We start from the raw sequence: 20,361 nt of genomic DNA on the forward strand, positions 1-20,361 counted from the left end.
TAAAAAATTTTTGGAAATTTGAATGTGTTTCGTTCCATTGACATATTATGAAAACTTTAGTATTATCATTTCTGACGGATTCTCTTATCCTGAGTGGTGGAGGGACATGGACCCAATGAAACCCAGCAACCTCTTTCTAATGAAAGAAAGGTGCCAAACCGTTTGCAGACCAATATTGTCTGAACGATAAGAGCGAATGGACGAGTGTGCCTTCTCTCTATATCTTTATTGAGAGAGGGCACTTTTTATTTGCGCTGAGGAAGAGACCGTACAACTTTATTTAAAGGAGATTTTTTATGTCAAAGAATAGAAGACTCTTCACATCAGAATCAGTAACAGAAGGGCATCCAGATAAAATTGCGGACCAAATTTCCGATGCTATCCTGGATGAATTATTAAAAGGCGATCCTAAAGCAAGAGTCGCTTGTGAAACAACAGTAACAACTGGTATGGCTTTAATTGCAGGTGAAATTTCTACTTCAACATATGTAGATATCCCCAAAGTAGTTAGACAAACAGTAAAAGATATAGGATACACAAGAGCGAAGTATGGTTATGATTTCCAAACGATGGCGATTTTAACTGCTATTGATGAGCAATCACCAGATATTGCACAAGGTGTAGATTGCGCACTAGAAGATAGAGATGATTTATCAGATAGAGAAATAGAATCAATTGGTGCAGGTGACCAAGGTCTTATGTTTGGTTTTGCTACAAATGAAACGGAAACATACATGCCTTTACCAGGATATTTAGCTCACCAACTTGCGAAGAAATTAACAGATGTACGTAAAGACGGTACTTTAGAATATTTACGTCCAGATGGTAAGACACAAGTAACAGTTGAATATGACGAAAATGACAAACCAGTAAGAGTAGATACAATCGTTATTTCTTCACAACATCATGAAAAAATTGAATTAGAAAAAATTCAACAAGATATTAAAGATCATGTTATCTATCCAATCGTACCTAAAGAATTATTAGATGAAGAAACTAAATTCTTTATCAATCCAACAGGTAGATTTGTAATTGGTGGACCACAAGGAGATGCTGGATTAACAGGTAGAAAAATCATTGTAGATACATACGGTGGTTATGCAAGACACGGCGGAGGATGTTTCAGTGGTAAAGATCCTACTAAAGTAGATAGATCAGGTGCATACGCTGCTAGATATGTTGCTAAGAATATAGTAGCAAGTGGATTAGCAGATAAATGTGAAGTCCAATTAGCATATGCAATTGGAGTAGCACAACCAGTATCCATTTCAATAGATACTTTTGGTACAGGTAAAGTAGAAGAAACTGTATTAGTAGAAAAAATAAGAGAAGTATTTGATTTAAGACCAGCAGGCATTATTCAAATGTTGAATTTAAGACAACCAATCTACAAAAAGACAGCAGCATACGGTCACTTCGGTAGAACAGATGTTCAATTACCATGGGAACAATTAGATAAAGTAGATTTATTAAAAGACTTATTAAAATAAACAATTACGCTCTGTATAGAATCTTACGGGATTTATGCAGAGTTTTTATTTTATTTTAGAAGGAAGTTGGGGTGTTATTAGCAGTTTTGGTTAGAAGTGCAAATACTGGGGTCGTTATTAGCAGTTTTAGTTAGAAGTGCAAATACTGAGGTTGTTATTAGCAGTTTTGATTAGAAGTGCAAATAAGGATACCGGTATTAACACTTCTAAGTAGTTTTGTAATTAAGGCGGTCCATAGTAACATTTCAGCCGACTTTTGTAATTATAGACGCCCATAGTAACACTTCAGCTGACTTTTGTAATTAACGCCCCCGTTATGGACAAGTTTGGCCTGAAGTGTTCACAACAACGCTCATAATTACAATTCATGCAAGTTTTGTAACAGCAATCCGCTATATATTCATAAAATATTTACTATTAAAGTGTGGTTTAACTACTCAAATGTATGAAGTATAAGAAATTACGTTATGTTATCAATATATTTCATGATATATACTGAATTTATTTGTAATTTTTACTATAATGGAATTAATACATATGAAAGGGAGCGATCTACAATTATGAGTCAATTAGAACCGATTCATTATGGATTAATCGCAGCGGTCGTCATTGCGATACTATTTATTATATTATTCTTTGTTTCATTAAAACAGAAACAAAAATCTTTGAATAAGATTCAAGAAGCTCATAAAAAAGAAAATGAGACGCTTAAATCTGAACATAAAGAAAAGTTAGATCATGAAAGAGTTGAAAATAAAAAGGTTCTAACGAAACAAGAAGAAACACATCAAGAAGCAATTTCACAAAAAGAAAGAGAAATTGACTCATTAAAGTTATTTTCTAAGAATGAAGGGGAATATATAACTGATAGACACTTGTTAGAGTTAAGAGACCAACTTGTAAATGAACGTCGTATCAGACCTGAAGACATGCATATTATGGCTAACATCTTCTTACCTAAAGATCCATTAGGTAAAGTTCGACAAATAGATCATTTAGTCTTAACAAGAACGGGTATTTATGTAATTGACTCTAATTTAGTAAGTGGTCATATCTATCACGGTATTACAGAACAGCAGTTTAGTGATTTTCCAGTATTAGGACAAGTCTTTGAAACATTGGATTTAAACCCAAACAAAGAACAAACGTTATTACTTGAAAAACAACCAAATAATAAAACTGCAGCTTTTCATTCATATACTAATGAAGTTAAAGAAGTTGATAATACAACTGAAGAATTACAAAGGCAGTTAGAACTTAAATATACACCGACACCTATTATTTACTTCCATCCAAATGAAGTAAGTGAAGCAACTATCAGTAATTATTCACAAGACCCTAACATTAAAGTGTTAGTTGGTGAAAAACAACTTCAACACTTCTTTAATAAATTTGTATTTCATGGTAGATTCCAATATAGTGTGGAAGACCTTGAGAGAATTATGGATGAAATTGAAAAGTTTAACCCGTAATAACTAAGCGCTGCATATTATGTAGCGCTATTTTTATACTAAAAAGGTGGTTATAAGTATGGTAAAAGAAAATTTTGAAGTTAAAAATCCTGCAACTGGTGAAGTAATCGAAACGATTAAAAACAATACGGAAGAAGATATTAACAGCAAGATTGAAAAGGCACATGATGCTTTTCAAACATACAAAAAGAAACCAGCTCATGAACGTAGTGCATTGTTATATAAATGGTATGAATTGATTCTCGAAAATAAAGAAGAAATTGCCTTAATTATGACAAAAGAAAGTGGGAAGCCATTAAAAGAAGCTTTAGGTGAAGTAAAATATGCGTCAGATTATATATTATGGTTTGCTGAAGAAGCTAAACGTACTTATGGTAGAACTATTCCAGAACATGTTGATAACAAACGACTCATCGTTACACGTGCACCTGTTGGCGTTGTAGCGAGCATAACACCTTGGAACTTCCCAGCAGCGATGATGACTAGAAAAGCAGCACCAGCATTAGCAGCAGGGTGTACATTTATATGTAAGCCAGCACAAGATACACCTCTTACAACAATGAAATTAGTTGATCTTGCACATGAAGCAGGATTTGATCAAAGTGTTATCCAATATGTAAATGGTTCAGGTAAAGACGTCGGTGCAATTTTCACAAAGCATCCTTTAATTTCAAAAATTACTTATACAGGTTCAACGCCTGTAGGTAAGCAATTAATGGAACAATCTAGTTCGACATTGAAGAAAGTAACGCTTGAATTAGGTGGTCATGCACCTTTAATTGTTCACGAAGATGCAAATATAGATAAAGCAGTTCAAGGAACAATTGCATCTAAATTCAGAAATGCAGGACAAACTTGTGTATGTGCAAATAGAATTTACGTACAAGAATCTATTAAAGACGCGTTTGAAGATGCGCTCAGAACAGAGGTCAGTAAATTAAAAGTAGGCGATGGACAAGATGAATCAACAGATATAGGTCCTGTTATTAACGTAGATGGTTTTGAAAAAATTAAATCTCATATTGAAGATGCAACAAGTAAAGGCGCACGTGTGATTACTGGAGGGGATAGCTATAAAGATGGTGGTTATTTTATTACACCAACTGTTCTATCTGACGTTTCAGACGATATGAAAATAATGGTAGAAGAAACATTCGGACCAGTAGCACCAATTCAAACTTATAAAGATTTAGATGAAGTTATCATAAAAGCAAACGATACACCATTTGGTTTGGCAGCATATTTCTTTACTGAAAACTATAGTAATGGTATAAAGTTGTATGAGAACTTAGATTATGGTGTAATTGGTTGGAACGATGGTGGACCAAGTGCAGCTCATATTCCATTCGGTGGAATGAAGGAAAGTGGATTTGGTAGAGAAGGTGGTTCAGAAGGTATTGAACCATATTTAGAAACTAAAGTTGTTTCAATTTTAATTTAAGTATCGTCTAAAATTAGGAGGCAGTAAAATGACACAGAAAATAATTGAGTTTTACAACGGAAATTCTATACCAGCTTTAGGCTTAGGGACATTCAGAGTAGAAAATAATGATGAATGTAGAGAAGCGGTTAAACATGCTATTATAAGTGGTTATAGACATATAGATACTGCTCAAACTTATCACAACGAAGAAAAAGTCGGACAAGGTATCAAAGAAGGATTAGAAGCAACTGGATTAAATAGAGAAGATTTATTTATTACAACTAAACTTTGGATGACAGATTACGGTAGAGAGAATGTTCAATCAGCCTATGAAGCATCTTTAAAAAGATTAGGTTTAGATTATGTAGATTTATATTTAATCCATTGGCCAGGTCAAGATAAAGATCTTATCACTGAAACATGGAAAGCTATGGAAGATTTATACAATGAAGGTAAAATTAAAAACATTGGTGTAAGTAACTTCCATGTACATCATTTAGAAGAATTATTACAAGAAGCTTCTATTAAACCAGTTATTAATCAAATAGAATGTCACCCATACTTAACTCAAAAAGAATTAAGAGCGTATTTAGAAGCACAAAAAATTGTTGCACAATCATGGTCTCCTTTAATGAATGGACAAATACTGGAAGACGAAGTTGTAAAAGAAATTGCAAATGAGTTAGATAGAACACCAGCTCAAGTTATTATAAGATGGAATATTGATGAAAATATTGTTGTTATTCCTAAATCAGTAACACCATCAAGAATCGAAGAAAACTTAAACGTATTTGATTTTGAGTTATCAGAAGATCAACTTTCAAGATTAAATGCTTTAAATAAAGACGAAAGAATCGGACCAGACCCAGAAGTCTTTACTGGTCAATAATTAACACAAAAGGACTGATAAGAAAATTTATTCTTATCAGTCCTTTTTATTTTGTCTTAGATTTAAATGAACTTTTTACGTAAGTGATTTTATAAGTGATATCCTAAATAACATGCTCCGATTGATAGTATGATTGTAGATACAATATAAATAGTCATCATTTTATATGATTTTAATAAGTATCGTTCATAAATTTCTAAAAAGTGAGTAGAGAATGTTGTAAATCCACCGCAAAAGCCTATTGCGATAATTGCATATGAATAAGAATCGTCATTTAAATATTGAGCGGCAAATCCAATTATAAGGCTACCAATTACGTTGACTGTTAAAGTAGCGATTGGGAAGTGGTTTGTATACAGTTTAGTGAAGAATTCATTCACTAAATTTCTGCAAAGTGCACCTATACCTGAACTTATCATAATATATAATAACGTCACGCTTGGTCAGTTCCTTTCCTATAACCTATTGCAATAAATATGAAACCTAGAAGTAAACTAACGAGTAAATAAGTACCTGCAACTAATATATGTCCACGTTCTAGTAGCTCGACTGTTTCTAAGCTTAAAGATGAATAGGTTGTTAAAGCACCTAAGAAGCCTGTTGTTATTAATTTTTTAATATTTGGGTGTAAATTGAAATAGCTAATAAAATATGTAGAGAATATACCCATTAAAAGTGCTCCGATTACGTTAACAGTCAATGTGGAGAATGGGAAGGCGTCATTAGTGATCGTTAACGAAACTAAATATCTTAGCCCTCCACCTATAGCACCGCCTAAAAATATTGCTAAATATACCATTTAATAAACCTCCTCATTAAAAAAAGGAAACATTATGTTTCCCTTAAATTATTCCGAAAAATCTTATTATAACGACAATATGATATAAAATGACGATGAATAAAACGATTGGTATTAGTTTATTCAATTTTGAAAGCGTTGAGTGTTTATCAGTTTGATATTTAATTGACTTATCAGTTGTAAAGACAGCAATTAATAATAAAATACCGTTTAAAATACTACTTATTAGTACGAGCGAAACTAAAGATCCAAACATCGTTTCTAAAAGTGGATTTTGTGCACTTAAAAATAAACTAATAATAATAAGTATAATTGATATATAAAAATAGCGTTTAGCTTTATCCATGATGCCCTCCAAAAATTCCGTATAATCGTTTATGTTATCACATAAATTATTTTATTGCATCTAATAATTCCATTACTTCTTCAAAGTCGTCCATTTTTTTACAATGACTAGGAATGATGAAAAGAGAGGTATTCGCATTTTCTTTTAAATCAATAAGCTTTAAATGGGTTTCAATGAAAAGTTCGCCGTTGTATGCTTTGCGCAACAATCTTTTAGTAGGAAGGTCATTCTTTTGAATATTTGAACGGCACCATGCGGCATCGCTACACATAAAAATCATTAAATTAGAGAATGTCATCATTAAGCCGAATTGACCTGGCATGGCTCCTGGCAAATCAAAACTAACTAATGCATCTTGATTAAAGACTTTATATCCTTTACCCAAAATAGGATGTTCAGTTTGTACAAAATCTTCTACAAATTCAATGCGTTCTTTAAAGTTATTTGGCATAACATGAAAGCTTAATTGAAGGTTGTTGTTGGAAACTTGTTGTGTAATAAAATCATGATAAGCTTCACTTGAGGTTATGATAGTTGCATTTTTAAATGCGTTTAAATAACCGAGATGATGGCTTGAAAAGTTTGTGATAATACAATAATCAATTTCATCTGGGTGTATATGGTCTTTTAATAATTGGCTTGGTAAAGTTTCATACACTTTATAGTCTTGTCTGCGAAATAATTTTAAAGTTTTTAAATCAGTACTTGGTTTAACATGTTCTGAAAAGCCTGTGTTAATGAGTATTTTGAAATCGTTAATTTCTAAATAATAGGAAAAAATATAGTACCGCTCAACTCGGCTCGTAGGGCTATTATTGATGACTGCTTCGTCACCTAAAAATGAACCAGTCGTATAAAGTTTGAAATGCTTTATTGTTTCTATATTATCAGCCATCAAAATACACCACCTAAGCAATTATATTTATATTACTTAAAAAATATTATTTGATTATTATTAATTCTTATTATGCCATAAAGCACTTCAAAATACATTTAAAATAACTTGGATATTGTTGTTTTAATCAAATAGTTTAGTAAGCGATTGCAAATTATGGTACGATAAATGCACAACAAGTAGAAAGGAATGAAATTCATGAGTAATCTTAAAGTACAAGTTTTTGCTGATGGTGCGGACATTGAAGAAATGAAACAAGCCTATCAGAATAAAGAAGTTGATGGTTTTACAACAAATCCAAGTTTAATGAAAAAAGCAGGTGTAACGGATTATAAAACATTTGCTGAAGATGTGGTTAAAGCAATACCAGATGCTTCGATTTCATTTGAAGTATTTGCAGATGATATAGAAACAATGGCTAAAGAAGCAGAAATTTTAAAACAATATGGTGAAAACGTATTTGTCAAAATTCCTGTTGTAAATACAAAAGGTGAATCAATGATTCCTTTAATTAAAAAATTATCAGAAAATGATGTTAAAGTTAATGTCACTGCTGTTTATACAATTGAACAAGTTAAAGAAATAGTAGAAGCAATTAAACCAGGTGTTGAAACATATGTTTCTGTATTCGCAGGTAGAATTGCTGATACAGGTGTAGATCCACTACCATTAATGAAAGAAGCAGAAAAAGTTTGTCATAGTAAAGAGGGCGTTAAATTATTATGGGCAAGTTGCCGTGAATTATTTAATGTTATTCAAGCAGACGAAATCGGCGTAGATATCATTACTTGTCCTAAAGATGTGGTAGCAAAAGTACCAAATATCGGAAGAGATATTAATGAATTATCTGTTGATACAGTTCAAGGATTTGCTAAAGATATTAAAGCAAGCGGATTAAGCATTTTATAAGAATAAAGTTCATCAAACCCAGCGAAGTTATCTAACTTTGCTGGGTTTTTAGTTTGCTAAGAAAAATGATTTTTAGGCGTTAGAAAAGTCGGGCGAAGTGTAACTAAGGGCGTCCATAGTAACAAATATCATAAGAACATATATTGAAAATTTTTAGATATATTAATAATATATTATAAGAGAATATGTATTTGAAATATAGGTATACCTAAAACATAAATATGCGAATTAATTTATATTATTTTACGATAACTAATTCATTAACTTGTCTCAAATTTTGTTATATAATCATATTTCAGTGAAAAAATTGGAGTGTTGGAAATGGCAAATAATTTGAGAATTGCACAACGTGGCGCATATATAAGTTTGGTTACTTATATTATTCTTTCTATTTTGAAATTTGTAGTTGGTACAACTTATAATTCATCTGCATTAAAGGCGGATAGTTTAAACAACTTAACAGATATATTTGTTTCTGTGGCAGTACTTATAGGTTTGAAGATTTCAATCAAACCTGCTGATAAAAATCACCCTTACGGACATATGAAGACTGAAAATATTACAACTTTGATTGTATCTTTTATCATTATGTTTGTTGGGATAGAAGTTATTTCTAGCAACATTCCTAAATTACTTCAAGGTGACTATAGTGAACCTAGCACACTGACAATATGGGTCAGTTTTATAAGTGGTATTATAATGATTTTAGTATATTTATTTAATTGGAAGTTAGCGATTAAAACTAAAAGTACATCATTAAAATCAGCAGCAAAAGACAATCTGTCTGATGCGTTAGTCAGCATCGGTACTGGTATTGGTCTTATATTTACACAGTTTGGTCTACCTATAATTGATATTATACTTGCTGTCATTCTAGGCTTTATTATTGTTTATACTGGTTTTACGATTTTTAAAGAATCGATATTCACGTTGAGTGATGGTTTTCATGAAAAAGATTTAAATAATTATATAGAAGAAATTGAAAATATAGAGGGCGTATTAGACGTACCGTCTATAAAAGGGCGTTATCATGGTAATAGTGTCTTTCTTGATGTAACGATCATTGTCGATAAAGATTTAACCCTAGATGAAGCCCATGATATTTGTGATTTAGTTGAACAACAATTAAAAGAAGCAGGCGCATATTCTTCTTATGTTCATCCTGAGCCCAACTTGTAATCAATTTATTATGAAATTAAAATATTAAAATAAATTAAATAAGTATGATATTATTAGTATATGAGTGTTTGATAAATATCTAAGGGGATGTTATTCATGCAAATACTAGGAAAAGGATATGAGAATGACCATCATTATTTTCATGTTATTACTGATAAAAATCATCTTATAAAAGTAAGAGTGCCTGATGATATGGATGATTATGATTTAAGACACTTACTTGAAGCAGTTTGTAATGATTATGACGAAGCTAATAGCTAAGTTTAATGAATATATGAATGCATTTAAATATTTGTAAAAATAAGCATATCACGTGTTATCTGAATTTAATTTCAGTTGCGTGATATGCTTATTAATTTATAATGTATTTAATTTTTTATGTCGTTTCCATAAGAAGAATTCTATAATAGCGACTGGAATTAGCGATAATCCGAATAATGGCATTGCGATTCCTAATATAACTAAGAATACAATGAGTCCAATTGGAACTTGATTACTAGTTCTTATTGGTGCGCTAAATGAGTTGGATTTCTTTCGTTTCATCCATGATAAGAAACCAAATGTAATGCCGCCAATAAAGGCTAAACAAACTAATAGGTTAATGATTTTATTTGCAGTTCCAAATAGGTGACCTTCATGTAAAGGTATACCGAAACTGAACCATTTACCGATAATACCATAATCATCATAATCTACTTTATCTAAAAGTTTACCTGAGTATTGATCGAAATATGCTGTCGTTTCCTCTTTAGGTGGAACATCTAATCCTGTAACGCCTGTATTACTACTTTTCGAAACGGTAAATACACCTTTTTCATCAGTAGGGTAAACGATAGAGAATGGCTTTTTAATGCCATTTTCTTCAGCATCTGCGATAATATTTTCTAAACTTTGTTGTCCATCTGTACCAATTACATTACTGGTAGAACCATGATGTTCTGCATGTGGATCTTTTTTAGATGAAGGTTTCTCCTTAGTACGCGTTGCCCAAGGTAATTCATTATCTTCTGATTCTGGTGGGTTAGCTTTTAACGCTGAATAACCGAGCTTTGGATGATCTTCGGCAAATTGGTTAATTTGTTTACCCATAAATGCTGACCAAGGCAGACCAGTTAATACGATTATAAAAATAGGGATAGCAATAATAAGTCCTATGATTGCGTGTAATCTTCTATTAAATAAGAATGATGATTTCTTTTTAGTTGCTTTCAATGCTTTTGATTTAAAAGTTAAATAAATACCTGATATAATCATAAAAATTGTCCAACATGCGGCTAGCTCAACTAAATAATTTACAAAACTACCACCAACAAATAAAGAACTATGTGTTTCTCTTAATACGTTGGAATATGTATATTTAGCGTTTTGGTTTGCAACTCTTTGGTTATGTTCATCCAAGAAAATATAGCGTGAATCTCCATCTTCATTCCCGATTGTAACTCTGTTATTGTATGGCTCATCCATAATACTAATTTTTTGAATGTCGTATCCTTTATATACATCTCTAATTTCTTGAATAGCATCATCTAATGATTGATGACCTTTCGTAGTGCTATCTTTAAAAAATTCATCATGGTAAATATTATTTTCTACATTTGTATAAAATAAATAACCAATACCTGTAAGTGAGAGTGTTAATAATAAAGGTGTGATAAAGAAAGCTGCATAAAAATGTAAACGTCTCAATGGATTAAAACTTTTGTTCATGTACTCAACCTCTATTTCAATTAATGTATAACTTCTATTTAACGTTATTATTTTTTGGAATAAATTACAATATGGAAACGACGTAATTTTTGAACCTTTCGTGAAAACCGAAAAAATTATGTAATAAATGACTTGAAAATGTAATAATAAAATACTCTAAATATTCAGTTTAAAATGTTAAAATATAAGCAACGGGATGAGGTGAATGACTATGTTAACAAACCTAAAATTATTCAACGATAACGATAATCGTACACAAATTATTAATCAATTTTACACAGGATTAAATCAAGAGAATATACACGATGCTGTTATTTCTTTAGAAGAGAGAAAGTATCATGATTTTCCGCATGGTTCAGTATATTTCAAGAATGATTTATCTAATGCTAAACAAGATGAATTAAAATTAAATGAGTCAGATGGTTTATTTATAATTGAAGAGAACGGGTCACAAAAAGGATCCATTATTCCATTACATGAAATCGTGCAATATTTAGCGACAAATAGAGAACGCATTGCACTGGAAAAATCACTGAGTTTAATTCAATTAGAGAACATTATCGATCGTTTAGAATTGACACTTAAATCAGAAGATTTATAATCAAAATAAGAGACCGGGATTAAGAATAGTCCTAGTCTCTTATTTTTTAGAATGGAGTGTTTAAACATGTACGATGCAATAATATTTGATTTTGATGGTACGATAATAGATACAGAAATTAATTTATTTAATACTCTAAATAAACATATTGATCAAAAGAATAACGAAAAGATAAGTCTAGATGAATATAAAGCTTCTATCGGATCAGTATCAGAAGAATTAAATGATAAAATATTAAATGCATTAGGTTCGAAAAAAGCTTTAGAAGAGATGTTTGAAGATCATTATGAAGGTACGAAATCTTTACCTATAAAACCAGTGGTCAAAGAATTAATAGATTATGGTCGTGAAAACCAGAAAAAAATGGGTATAGCAACTAGTAGTTATAAAGCGCATATTATGCCTAACGTACAAAGATTAGAATTGGATCAATATGTCGATGTTATAAAAGGGCGTGAAGATGTTGCGTTTGTTAAACCCAATCCAGAATTATATATTCAAGCAGCACATGATCTTAATGTAGAACCAGATAAGTGTTTAGCAATTGAAGATACGACGAATGGTGCACAAGCTGCAATAGAAGCTGGAATGGATGTAATCGTTATAACGCATGAAATTACAGAAGATTTGAATTTTGATTCATTAAATATTTTAGCGAAGAATTTAGAGGCAGGAGAAATTATCAATCGCTATTTATAATGTGAATATACATTGTATCTTTTTCTAAAATGAAGCGGCGTCATGTTTCGGTGATTTTTAAAGACCTTTGTAAAGTGAGCTTGGTCATAAAAACCATATTCTATAGCTATGTCTGAAATAGATTGATTTGTATTGAATATAAGTGCAACAGTAGCTTCAAACAAATGACATTGCCCATATTGATTGTGATGGTGATGACTTACATAAGAATCGTTAATAGGAATTTTAGAATAGGGTGGCTGTTTAATATCATCTAATAACGTAATGATACTCTTTGAAATGGTCGTCGTTAAATGTTCTTTATGATATGGTGCAAGTATGTTAAGAATGTTTAAGTGATCACTTACTTTATCAAATTTGTAAGTTTGAATAATGGGAAAGAAATTTTTGAGTAAGAAATAATCATAGATATTTGAAGCTAATGTATATACCATTAATTTATTAATATTAAGTATACATATTTGACCATTAATTGCATAAATAAAACTATATTCATCAAATGGTACAATGCACAAAAATCCTTTATTCAATGTCATTACGTAATTCGATGTATGATAAAAAATATTGATATAACCATTTGTGACATATATAATCGATGCGTCTTCATTATGATAAATCCATTTATTTTCGTATGAAATATGGTTGAGAGTAAAATTAAACATCATTGTCACTCCTTCAATATAGCAATTTTGAAAAATAATCAACGTATAGTTTGATTAATGTTATAATTAAAATATTAATGAATTTTAGAGGTGTGTAATGAATAACGAACAATATAAATCCATTGTTTATAAAAAGCTTTGGTTTATAAATAAAAAAGAAAAAAATTTAGCACATGAAAAATTAAACCATCATGCAGATAAAAATTTAATCGATGAATATAGTAAACCAAGTAAATTTGTGAATGAATTTGTTGAAAAAGAAATTATTGATAAAGCAACACCACCAAGTAGTTTGTATAAAGTGATTACGTTAGGTGGCTTATTATTTGGAAATGTCTTAATGGCAGGCATTTTAATAACAGCTGCTTTGTTGATATTGGGGACATTTACTTTATATTTTACAAAACCAATTGGTGAAGCAATAACATTACAAGCCTTATATCTTGTCTTAGGTATTGTACTATTTTATATAGGTTATAAAGGTATCAAATGGGTAAATGCATTCTTTACAAGGCGTTTGCTAATTGCTAGAAGATTTAAAGAATTTTCATAGATTACTGACTAGGGGGTGTTGTAGATGAGCTTGTTATATTTTGATGAATGGCGTGATACACGTGCAACAATAAGATATATTGTTCAAATTATGGGGAAATGTTGTTTAGCTGTGAATACACCTGAACCGTTATATAAGCACGTCATGTTAACAGTTAATCAAGTTGGGTTATCTACAGGCGAATTAAAAAAGGACAATCATACATTTGAAATTAACTTAGATTTAATTGATCAGTTAATAGTCGTTAAAATAGATGAAAAAGAAGAAACTATGATCGTCAAATCAGGACGTACGATTCAAGAATATTATCAATTTATATTTGATACATTGCATGATAACGGCATTGATATCACAATCAATACGAAGCCATATAATATTCCATATGAAAAAACGCTAGATAAAGACGATAAAGAAAGAATCTTTAATCCAAAGACTGCATATCATGCATTAAGATTAATGCAGCAAGCTCAATATGATCATTATCAATTTTTACATTCGAGAAATATTAAAGATGTCAAAACAGGTTTGTTTTGGGATAAATTTGATGTAACATCTATTTTTTATGTAGAAGGTAATGATGAGTATACTGTATCACTTTGTTATTACTTTGGAGATAAATATAGAGAGTCTCCTTATTATATTATAAAGATTAATCCTTTTAAACAAGATAAAATCAACTTGAAACAAGTAGAGCCATCATATGCTGAATATAATGGGAAAGATGGAAGCTTTTTAATCTATGAAGAAGATTTAGAAAGTATCATTAGAAGAGATGAAGTACTGCTGACATTCTTTAATAGTGCATACCAAGCATTGTTATCAGGTGTAAGTAGCAAGTTAATATAGAATGACAAATAAAGCCGTTACGCAATTAGTGCGTAACGACTTTTTTAATATTTACAGAAGGATTTTGACTGTAAAGATGATGCTTTTGAAACTGAATGAGTCTTAATGATTCACCGAGTTTCCTACTGATTATAGGATTTTCATGATATATGACTTTAGTTTGCTGATTAATTAATAACAATTTAGTGTAATGTTTGTATGCGTCGATATGAACAATGTGTTTGCTGTTAATGAGCATATAATTATAGTTAGATTTTGCGCTTGTTGGAAATAATACGAAATCTTCAGAGGCATAGATGAGAATGGGAAGAAGTTTAGAAATGTTTAAGACATATTTAGCGTAATGTTCTCTTGATTTTAAACTTGCCCCTTCAATTTTTAGTGCGTCATTAATAAGATAGGGGATAGAGTGATTGGTATAAACAGTTGATTGATTTAAATATTCAATTTGGAATCTATAAGCTGAATCATCAGAGTATTTCAGTAATGTCATATTAGGATTGATCAAAGTCATATGTCGCACCTCCTATATAACATGTTACTTGAATTTTGGGAAAAATATTGTAATTTTTGAAGAAATATTTGTAATTAAATTAAAAAATGTGATTTCAATTTACGTCGCGCATTTTTACGATAATACTTAATGGAGGATTCACTTTTATTTAAATATATCGCAATTTCTTGGGTTGAGAAACCTTGTAATGTTAGTTTTAACCACATGAGTTCATCTTGTGATAAAATTTCTAACATACTAAACGTTTCAAATTGATGAGTTTGAATGAAGCTTTGATCTAACATTTCATGATTTGAAGTGGGTAATATACGATATGAATCTTTACTTTGTTTTCTTATACAGTCAATGAGGTAATATTTTAATTTAGTATATAAATATTTATCTAGTGAAGCGGTCTTTGAAAAATCATAACGCTCTATTTCAGTCCATAGTTTAATTAATAATAGTTGATAATAATCTTCGTAACCATATTTGATTTGATATCGTTGTAGTAAATAATGAATCATATTTTTATACTGGTTATAGTAATGTTCAAATTTGTGTTGTTTCATGTTGTCCTCTTTGGTGAGCATGCACACGGTTATTTCCGGATAAACGTATTGTAAATAATTAAGAAGTACATTAAAAATTAACAATATACCATAAAATAGAGCAAACTTTAAAATATACCATAATTCATGAGATTATTTTGAAAAATAAAGACTTTATCTTTAAAAATAACTTATAAAAACATAGATTGAAATGATTTACATTTTCACTTCAAACGTGTATATTTGGATATATATATGGACATATGTTTTATTGGGGCAAAGATTAGGAGGCTCATCATATGGATTACGAACATCTAAATTTAGAACACTTTTTTGCAAGAAATAATGACTTGAATACGATAAGAGATAACGCAGATTTTGTAATGATTAACAACGTAAACAGATTTATGAATTATAGAAATGGCGAAGAAGAGGGTACAATCAATTTAAGCCACTATAACTATAAGAATAGATCAGCGGCAATGTCATTTATATTTATGAATTATTCAACTTATAAATAAGCAAACATACTTTCAAAGCATGTTTGCTTTTTTTGTTGAAATATAATAGTAATTAAAACGTAACATTCTTATTTTTGAATAATAAGTCCTTATCCTATAGAATATAAAGAGTAAACTTTAATACAATTGTAAAAATTAGGTAATAAATTATAATTGATGGTGGTTTACAAATTTAGAGGTGAAACGATGAAAAATGCCAGGCTAGAAACCATTAAAAATTTAGTCATATTATCAATAGTCTTGTTAGTTATTGTTGGCCTGTTTTATTATTTGATTTCAGATCATTTAAAATTTTATGAAGTAGATAAACAAGAAGATAATGTAGAAGTCCCATTAACTTTAAGTAAAGCAGTAAATAAACAATATAAAAATGATACGAAAATGCAAGTAGCAACAGAGTCAGGCAATTGGAAAAATGCAACACGAAGCGAAATTTATGAAGTGATGGATGTAGAAAAAATCTTAAATGATAAAAAACAAGTATATCAATTCTTGAACTTATCAGAGTATCAAGGAATTGAAGAAAAACGAATTCATCATATGTTAAGAAAACAAGAAGTATTAGAAAATTATACAACAGAATTTTTAAATGCTGCTAAGAAAGAGCATGTCAATGAAGTGTATTTAATTTCTCACGCTATTTTAGAAACAGGTAATAACAAAAGTGAATTAGCAAATGGTGTCATGTTAACCGACAAAGGGAAAGTAACTAAATCTAAAGAAGAATCAGATGGTAAAAAGTATTATAACTTTTATGGTGTCGGTGCTTTAGACAGTGATCCTATCGGAACAGGCGCAAATTACGCTAAAAAAAGAGGCTGGGATACACCTCAAAAAGCCATATCAGGTGGCGCGAAGTTTATACATGATCATTATTTATCAAACCCAGAGCAAAATACATTATATAGTATGAGATGGAACCCAGAGAAACCTGGCGTACATCAATACGCAACAGATATCAAATGGGCACAAAGTAATGCACGTATAATAGCAGATTTCTATAACGAACTTAAAACAGAAGGAAAGTACTATATCGTATATAAATACCAAGATACAGATAAGTCACTTTCAATCAAAGCATTAGATGAAAAATTAGATAAACAAGAAGAAAAATAGTAATTAAGAAGACTCGAGACATTTGTCTCGAGTCTTTTTTGTGAAATGAGTATAGAAGTAGTCGTAATGGAAGACTGTTATAAGCAGTTTTAGTAAGAAGTGCAAATACTGGTGCTGTTATTAGCAAATTTGGCAAGAAGTGCAAATACTGGTGTCGTTAAAAGCAGTTTTGGCAAGAAGTGCAAATACTGGTGTCGTTAAAAGCAGATTTGGTGAGAAGTGTAAATACTGAGTGTGTTAGTAACACTTCAGTCGAGTTTTGTAATTAAGGCTTTCCATAGTAACATTTCGGCTGAGTTTTGTAATTATAGCCGTCAATAGTTACATTTCAGTCGAGTTTTGTAATTAAGGCCATCCATAGTAACACTTCGGCTGACTTTTGTAACTAACACCCCCGTTATGAACAAGTTTGGCGAGAAGTGTTCACAAGGCACCCGTTACGAACAAGTATAGCGAAAACTGTTCATAAGGCACTCGTTATAAACAAGTTTAGCGAAATATATTCACAACACACCTGTCCAAATCAAAAAAGACTCGAGGCATTTACCTCGAGTCTTTACTAATTATGATGCTTTATCTGAACTGTTAGATGAACTACTGCTTGATGAGCTAGATGATCCGCCTTGTAAGTCTTCTATCTTTTTAGCGTCTTTTGCTTCATCTGGAATCTTAATTTCATCAATTTCGTTTAACTTATTATAAGTGACGTTTGTCTTCATATCAGCAGTTTCGTCATCTTTAGTTAATTTAGCATTTAATTTGTATGAATCAATTTGATTATCTTTATTTACTTTCAATATAGCGTTACCTTTAACTTTATCAACTTGTGATTCAAATTGCTCTAGTTGATCTTTGTTACCTGAGGCGTTTGCTAATTTAGTGAAATCTTCTTTGTTTTTGATGTCATATGTAAGTTCATATCCATCGTCAACTTTCTTAGCTTTCGCATCTTTAAAAGCACTTAAAGTTTTAGCGTATTTTTCATAATTTAATTGATCTAGAGAACTATCGATATTCATATTTTCTACTTGAGAAGATAAGTCTACCCATTGGTCATCTACTTTAGCAATCATTTTATCGCCTTGTACATAAATTGACATTTTCTGACCAGCTTGGTCCATATCTAATTTTGCTGTTTCTTTTTCATCAACATCCATGCCAACTTCTACAGTTTGACTATCTTCGCCTTTAGCAGAAACTTCGATTTTGTTATCAGTGTGATAGCTTTTAACATCTTTAGCATTGCTTTGTAAGTCTTTAACGACTTGACTAGAACTTTTAGTGTCATCTTTCTTTTCTGATTTTGTATCAGAATCTGAACTGTCTGATCCATTCCCACATGCTGCTAAAATAAGTGTTGATGATAAAAATAAACTTCCAAGTATTCTATATTTCATATTACTTCCTCCTTTGTTTTAACTATACTAACACTATGCAATTCATAATAGCAAAAAATTATATAATTACATAAGTTATTAATGTAAATTATTTAAGTTTTTTCTTAGGTGAAAGTATTAAAATAACAATAGTTGATACAATTACTTTTAATATAAATTTCATTTAATATCACTCCGAAAGTGTTTGAGGTTGTGGACCTTTTTGCTTTCTCTTTGTTGGGTCTAATTTCTTTTCAATAAAGCCTAATATTAAATCACTTAGTACTGCTAGTAAAGCGGTAGGGATTGCACCGGCTAAAATAAGTGATGTACCATCAGTAGCGTTTGTACCTCTAATAATGATATCACCAAGTGTAGACGATCCAATAAATGATCCGATTGCAGTAACACCAATTGCAATAACGAATGCGATTCTTATACCACCAATCATTACTGATAACGAAAGGGGAAGTTCAACCATCGTTAAGATTTGACGTGATGTCATACCCATACCTTTACCAGCATCTTTAATACTTGAACTTACGTTATTAATACCCGTATACGTATTTTTGATAATCGGTAACAACGCGTATAAGAATACTGTCATTACAACAGTGTTTGAACCAAGTCCCATCACAAGCATTAATATCGCAAGTAGGGCAAGTGCTGGGATTGTTTGAATAATATTAGCTAGCGAAATGACAAAGCCAGATAATTTAGAATATCTAGCAATGAAAATGCCTACTGGTATACCTATTATAACCGCAAATAACACACCATAAACAGAAATAAGTAAATGAGTTAGGAAAAGTTGAAATATATATCCACCATTTGTTGCGTAATAATCGACTAATTGTGACCATACATGATTATCAACCACTATTTCTCACCATCCTTTTCATCGTCAAAATAATTGTGCTTTTTAAGGAATTCCTCAGCTACTACAGCAGGTTCTTTAAGGTTATTATCTGCTTCGTAGTTTAATTTTTGCATTTGTTCTGTAGAGATTTTTCCTCTTAATTTATTCATTGCGCGATCAACGTAAGGTTTTTCTTTAATTAAAGATTTTGTAACTAATGGACTTGCATCGTAAGGAGGGAAGAAATTCAAGTCATCTTCAAGCACAACTAAATCATAGCTCGCAATTCTTCCGTCTGTTGTATAACCTAATACAACGTCCATTTTACCTGTGTTTAACGCATCATATACAAGGCCAATTTGCATTGGACGAGTACGTTTAAAATCGAAACCATATTTTTCTTTAAATGCTGGGTATCCATCTCCAGGACGTTTCATCCAAGATGAGTCAACGCCAGCTTCTAATTTATTTGCTACTTTTTTCATGTCTGAAACTTTTTTAAGATTGTATTTCTTAGCTGTTTCTTTCGTAACCATCATGGCATAAGTGTTTTCAAAACCATATGAACCATACCATTTTTGGTCATAATCTTTATCGAATGCATCTCTCACTACTTTTAAAGCTTTTTTAGGATCAGTGATAGGATCTTTACCCAATGCACCTGTTAAATCAGTTCCCGTATATCTAGCACTTGAAATGTTAACATCTCCACTATTTTGAGCATTAAATGTAACAGTTGATGATCCTAAATTATTGATAAGCTGTATATTATTTTCTTTTACGTTATCTTTTTTAGCTTCATGTTCTATCATCAATTTATCAATATGTCCCATAATTTGTGATTCACTTGTATTTTGCATACCTATTTTTATTGAGTTTTCATCACCTGAAGCGCCAAGAAAAGGTAATGAACATCCAGATAAAATGACAGATAAAGCCATGATAGGCAATAACAGTTTAAAATATCTATTCATG

Annotated in this window: 24 protein-coding genes and 1 riboswitch; of the genes, 13 read left to right on the forward strand and 11 right to left on the reverse strand. The window is 30.9% G+C overall.

What is annotated here, in order from left to right:
• The first annotated feature begins 81 nt into the window (after nucleotides 1–81).
• A riboswitch (SAM riboswitch) is annotated at nucleotides 82–193 on the forward strand.
• Between the two features lie 103 nt (nucleotides 194–296).
• From metK to CD035_RS11800, 4 genes are all read left to right on the forward strand, one after another.
• A complete protein-coding gene (gene metK, locus CD035_RS11785; RefSeq protein WP_048539513.1) occupies nucleotides 297–1,490 on the forward strand; it encodes a methionine adenosyltransferase in 1,194 nt (397 codons plus the stop codon).
• A 560-nt stretch (nucleotides 1,491–2,050) separates the two neighbouring features.
• Nucleotides 2,051–2,962, forward strand: coding sequence for a nuclease-related domain-containing protein (locus tag CD035_RS11790; RefSeq protein ID WP_048539514.1), 912 nt, complete (start codon nucleotides 2,051–2,053; stop codon nucleotides 2,960–2,962).
• A 58-nt stretch (nucleotides 2,963–3,020) separates the two neighbouring features.
• Complete coding sequence (locus CD035_RS11795) at nucleotides 3,021–4,403, forward strand: NAD-dependent succinate-semialdehyde dehydrogenase (RefSeq protein WP_048539515.1); 1,383 nt, start codon at nucleotides 3,021–3,023, stop codon at nucleotides 4,401–4,403.
• A gap of 28 nt (nucleotides 4,404–4,431) precedes the next feature.
• Complete coding sequence (locus CD035_RS11800; RefSeq protein ID WP_048539516.1) at nucleotides 4,432–5,274, forward strand: aldo/keto reductase; 843 nt, start codon at nucleotides 4,432–4,434, stop codon at nucleotides 5,272–5,274.
• 89 nt (nucleotides 5,275–5,363) lie between these two features.
• Here the strand turns inward: CD035_RS11800 and CD035_RS11805 are convergent, their stop codons facing one another.
• Genes CD035_RS11805 through CD035_RS11820 form a run of 4 tightly spaced genes read right to left on the reverse strand, consistent with a single transcriptional unit; the run spans nucleotide 5,364 to nucleotide 7,314 of the window.
• Nucleotides 5,364–5,711 carry a fluoride efflux transporter FluC gene (locus CD035_RS11805; protein ID WP_048539517.1) on the reverse strand — a complete coding sequence of 116 codons (348 nt, stop codon included), beginning with the start codon at nucleotides 5,709–5,711 and terminating at the stop codon, nucleotides 5,364–5,366.
• Nucleotides 5,708–6,073, reverse strand: coding sequence for a fluoride efflux transporter CrcB (gene crcB, locus CD035_RS11810; RefSeq protein ID WP_048539518.1), 366 nt, complete (start codon nucleotides 6,071–6,073; stop codon nucleotides 5,708–5,710). The genes CD035_RS11805 and crcB overlap by 4 nt, the downstream gene beginning before the upstream one ends.
• 43 nt (nucleotides 6,074–6,116) lie before the next feature.
• A complete protein-coding gene (locus CD035_RS11815; RefSeq protein ID WP_048539519.1) occupies nucleotides 6,117–6,419 on the reverse strand; it encodes a hypothetical protein in 303 nt (100 codons plus the stop codon).
• A 46-nt stretch (nucleotides 6,420–6,465) separates the two neighbouring features.
• Nucleotides 6,466–7,314 (reverse strand): MBL fold metallo-hydrolase, encoded by an 849-nt coding sequence (locus CD035_RS11820; RefSeq protein WP_048539520.1) that lies wholly within the window; start codon nucleotides 7,312–7,314, stop codon nucleotides 6,466–6,468.
• Between the two features lie 198 nt (nucleotides 7,315–7,512).
• Here CD035_RS11820 and CD035_RS11825 point away from each other — a divergent pair, with 198 nt between their 5' ends.
• The 3 genes from CD035_RS11825 (at nucleotide 7,513) to CD035_RS13980 (ending at nucleotide 9,663) form a co-directional block, all read left to right on the forward strand.
• The gene (locus CD035_RS11825) at nucleotides 7,513–8,223 is read left to right on the forward strand and encodes a transaldolase (protein ID WP_048539521.1); all 711 of its coding nucleotides are present in this window, start codon (nucleotides 7,513–7,515) and stop codon (nucleotides 8,221–8,223) included.
• 315 nt (nucleotides 8,224–8,538) lie between these two features.
• Nucleotides 8,539–9,402: a cation diffusion facilitator family transporter gene (locus CD035_RS11830; protein WP_164960879.1), complete on the forward strand. Its 864-nt coding sequence runs from the start codon at nucleotides 8,539–8,541 to the stop codon at nucleotides 9,400–9,402.
• A gap of 96 nt (nucleotides 9,403–9,498) precedes the next feature.
• Nucleotides 9,499–9,663, forward strand: a complete 165-nt coding sequence (locus CD035_RS13980) for a hypothetical protein (protein ID WP_167401694.1) — start codon at nucleotides 9,499–9,501, stop codon at nucleotides 9,661–9,663.
• A 96-nt stretch (nucleotides 9,664–9,759) separates the two neighbouring features.
• On the opposite strand, the gene CD035_RS11835 is transcribed toward CD035_RS13980, so the two are convergent.
• Complete coding sequence (locus tag CD035_RS11835) at nucleotides 9,760–11,109, reverse strand: PepSY-associated TM helix domain-containing protein (protein ID WP_048539523.1); 1,350 nt, start codon at nucleotides 11,107–11,109, stop codon at nucleotides 9,760–9,762.
• A gap of 211 nt (nucleotides 11,110–11,320) precedes the next feature.
• On the opposite strand from CD035_RS11835, the gene CD035_RS11840 reads away from it, so the two are divergent.
• Complete coding sequence (locus CD035_RS11840; protein WP_048539524.1) at nucleotides 11,321–11,710, forward strand: hypothetical protein; 390 nt, start codon at nucleotides 11,321–11,323, stop codon at nucleotides 11,708–11,710.
• Nucleotides 11,711–11,776: 66 nt separating this feature from the next.
• A complete protein-coding gene (locus tag CD035_RS11845) occupies nucleotides 11,777–12,409 on the forward strand; it encodes an HAD family hydrolase (RefSeq protein WP_048539525.1) in 633 nt (210 codons plus the stop codon).
• Here the strand turns inward: CD035_RS11845 and CD035_RS11850 are convergent.
• Complete coding sequence (locus CD035_RS11850; RefSeq protein WP_048539526.1) at nucleotides 12,400–13,071, reverse strand: helix-turn-helix domain-containing protein; 672 nt, start codon at nucleotides 13,069–13,071, stop codon at nucleotides 12,400–12,402. The two genes, CD035_RS11845 and CD035_RS11850, sit on opposite strands and share 10 nt — an antisense overlap.
• Before the next feature lie 97 nt (nucleotides 13,072–13,168).
• On the opposite strand from CD035_RS11850, the gene CD035_RS11855 reads away from it, so the two are divergent.
• On the forward strand, nucleotides 13,169–13,624 hold the full coding sequence (locus CD035_RS11855; RefSeq protein WP_048539527.1) for a hypothetical protein: 456 nt from the start codon (nucleotides 13,169–13,171) through the stop codon (nucleotides 13,622–13,624).
• Nucleotides 13,625–13,648: 24 nt separating this feature from the next.
• Entirely contained in the window at nucleotides 13,649–14,470 is an 822-nt protein-coding gene (locus tag CD035_RS11860) for a DUF5996 family protein (RefSeq protein ID WP_048539528.1), read from the forward strand.
• 25 nt (nucleotides 14,471–14,495) lie between these two features.
• Here the strand turns inward: CD035_RS11860 and CD035_RS11865 are convergent, their stop codons facing one another.
• Nucleotides 14,496–14,984: a competence protein ComK gene (locus tag CD035_RS11865; RefSeq protein ID WP_229412551.1), complete on the reverse strand. Its 489-nt coding sequence runs from the start codon at nucleotides 14,982–14,984 to the stop codon at nucleotides 14,496–14,498.
• A gap of 74 nt (nucleotides 14,985–15,058) precedes the next feature.
• On the reverse strand, nucleotides 15,059–15,535 hold the full coding sequence (locus CD035_RS11870; protein WP_048539529.1) for a sigma-70 family RNA polymerase sigma factor: 477 nt from the start codon (nucleotides 15,533–15,535) through the stop codon (nucleotides 15,059–15,061).
• A 278-nt stretch (nucleotides 15,536–15,813) separates the two neighbouring features.
• Here CD035_RS11870 and CD035_RS11875 point away from each other — a divergent pair, with 278 nt between their 5' ends.
• Both CD035_RS11875 and sagB read left to right on the forward strand, forming a co-directional pair.
• A complete protein-coding gene (locus tag CD035_RS11875; RefSeq protein WP_025905232.1) occupies nucleotides 15,814–16,035 on the forward strand; it encodes a hypothetical protein in 222 nt (73 codons plus the stop codon).
• Between the two features lie 186 nt (nucleotides 16,036–16,221).
• A complete protein-coding gene (gene sagB / locus CD035_RS11880) occupies nucleotides 16,222–17,151 on the forward strand; it encodes a peptidoglycan release complex glucosaminidase SagB (protein WP_048539530.1) in 930 nt (309 codons plus the stop codon).
• 563 nt (nucleotides 17,152–17,714) lie between these two features.
• Here the strand turns inward: sagB and CD035_RS11885 are convergent.
• The 3 genes from CD035_RS11885 to CD035_RS11895 all read right to left on the reverse strand — a co-directional run bounded on the left by CD035_RS11885 (nucleotide 17,715) and on the right by CD035_RS11895 (nucleotide 20,360).
• Nucleotides 17,715–18,548 (reverse strand): DUF6612 family protein, encoded by an 834-nt coding sequence (locus tag CD035_RS11885; protein WP_048539531.1) that lies wholly within the window; start codon nucleotides 18,546–18,548, stop codon nucleotides 17,715–17,717.
• Nucleotides 18,549–18,717: 169 nt separating this feature from the next.
• Nucleotides 18,718–19,407 carry an ABC transporter permease gene (locus CD035_RS11890; RefSeq protein WP_048539532.1) on the reverse strand — a complete coding sequence of 230 codons (690 nt, stop codon included), beginning with the start codon at nucleotides 19,405–19,407 and terminating at the stop codon, nucleotides 18,718–18,720.
• Nucleotides 19,407–20,360 (reverse strand): osmoprotectant ABC transporter substrate-binding protein, encoded by a 954-nt coding sequence (locus tag CD035_RS11895; RefSeq protein ID WP_048539533.1) that lies wholly within the window; start codon nucleotides 20,358–20,360, stop codon nucleotides 19,407–19,409. Before CD035_RS11895 ends, CD035_RS11890 begins: the two co-directional genes overlap by 1 nt.
• Nucleotide 20,361: the final 1 nt, after the last annotated feature.

The sequence above is a fragment of the Mammaliicoccus sciuri genome (assembly GCF_002901825.1).
Taxonomy (GTDB): domain Bacteria; phylum Bacillota; class Bacilli; order Staphylococcales; family Staphylococcaceae; genus Mammaliicoccus; species Mammaliicoccus sciuri.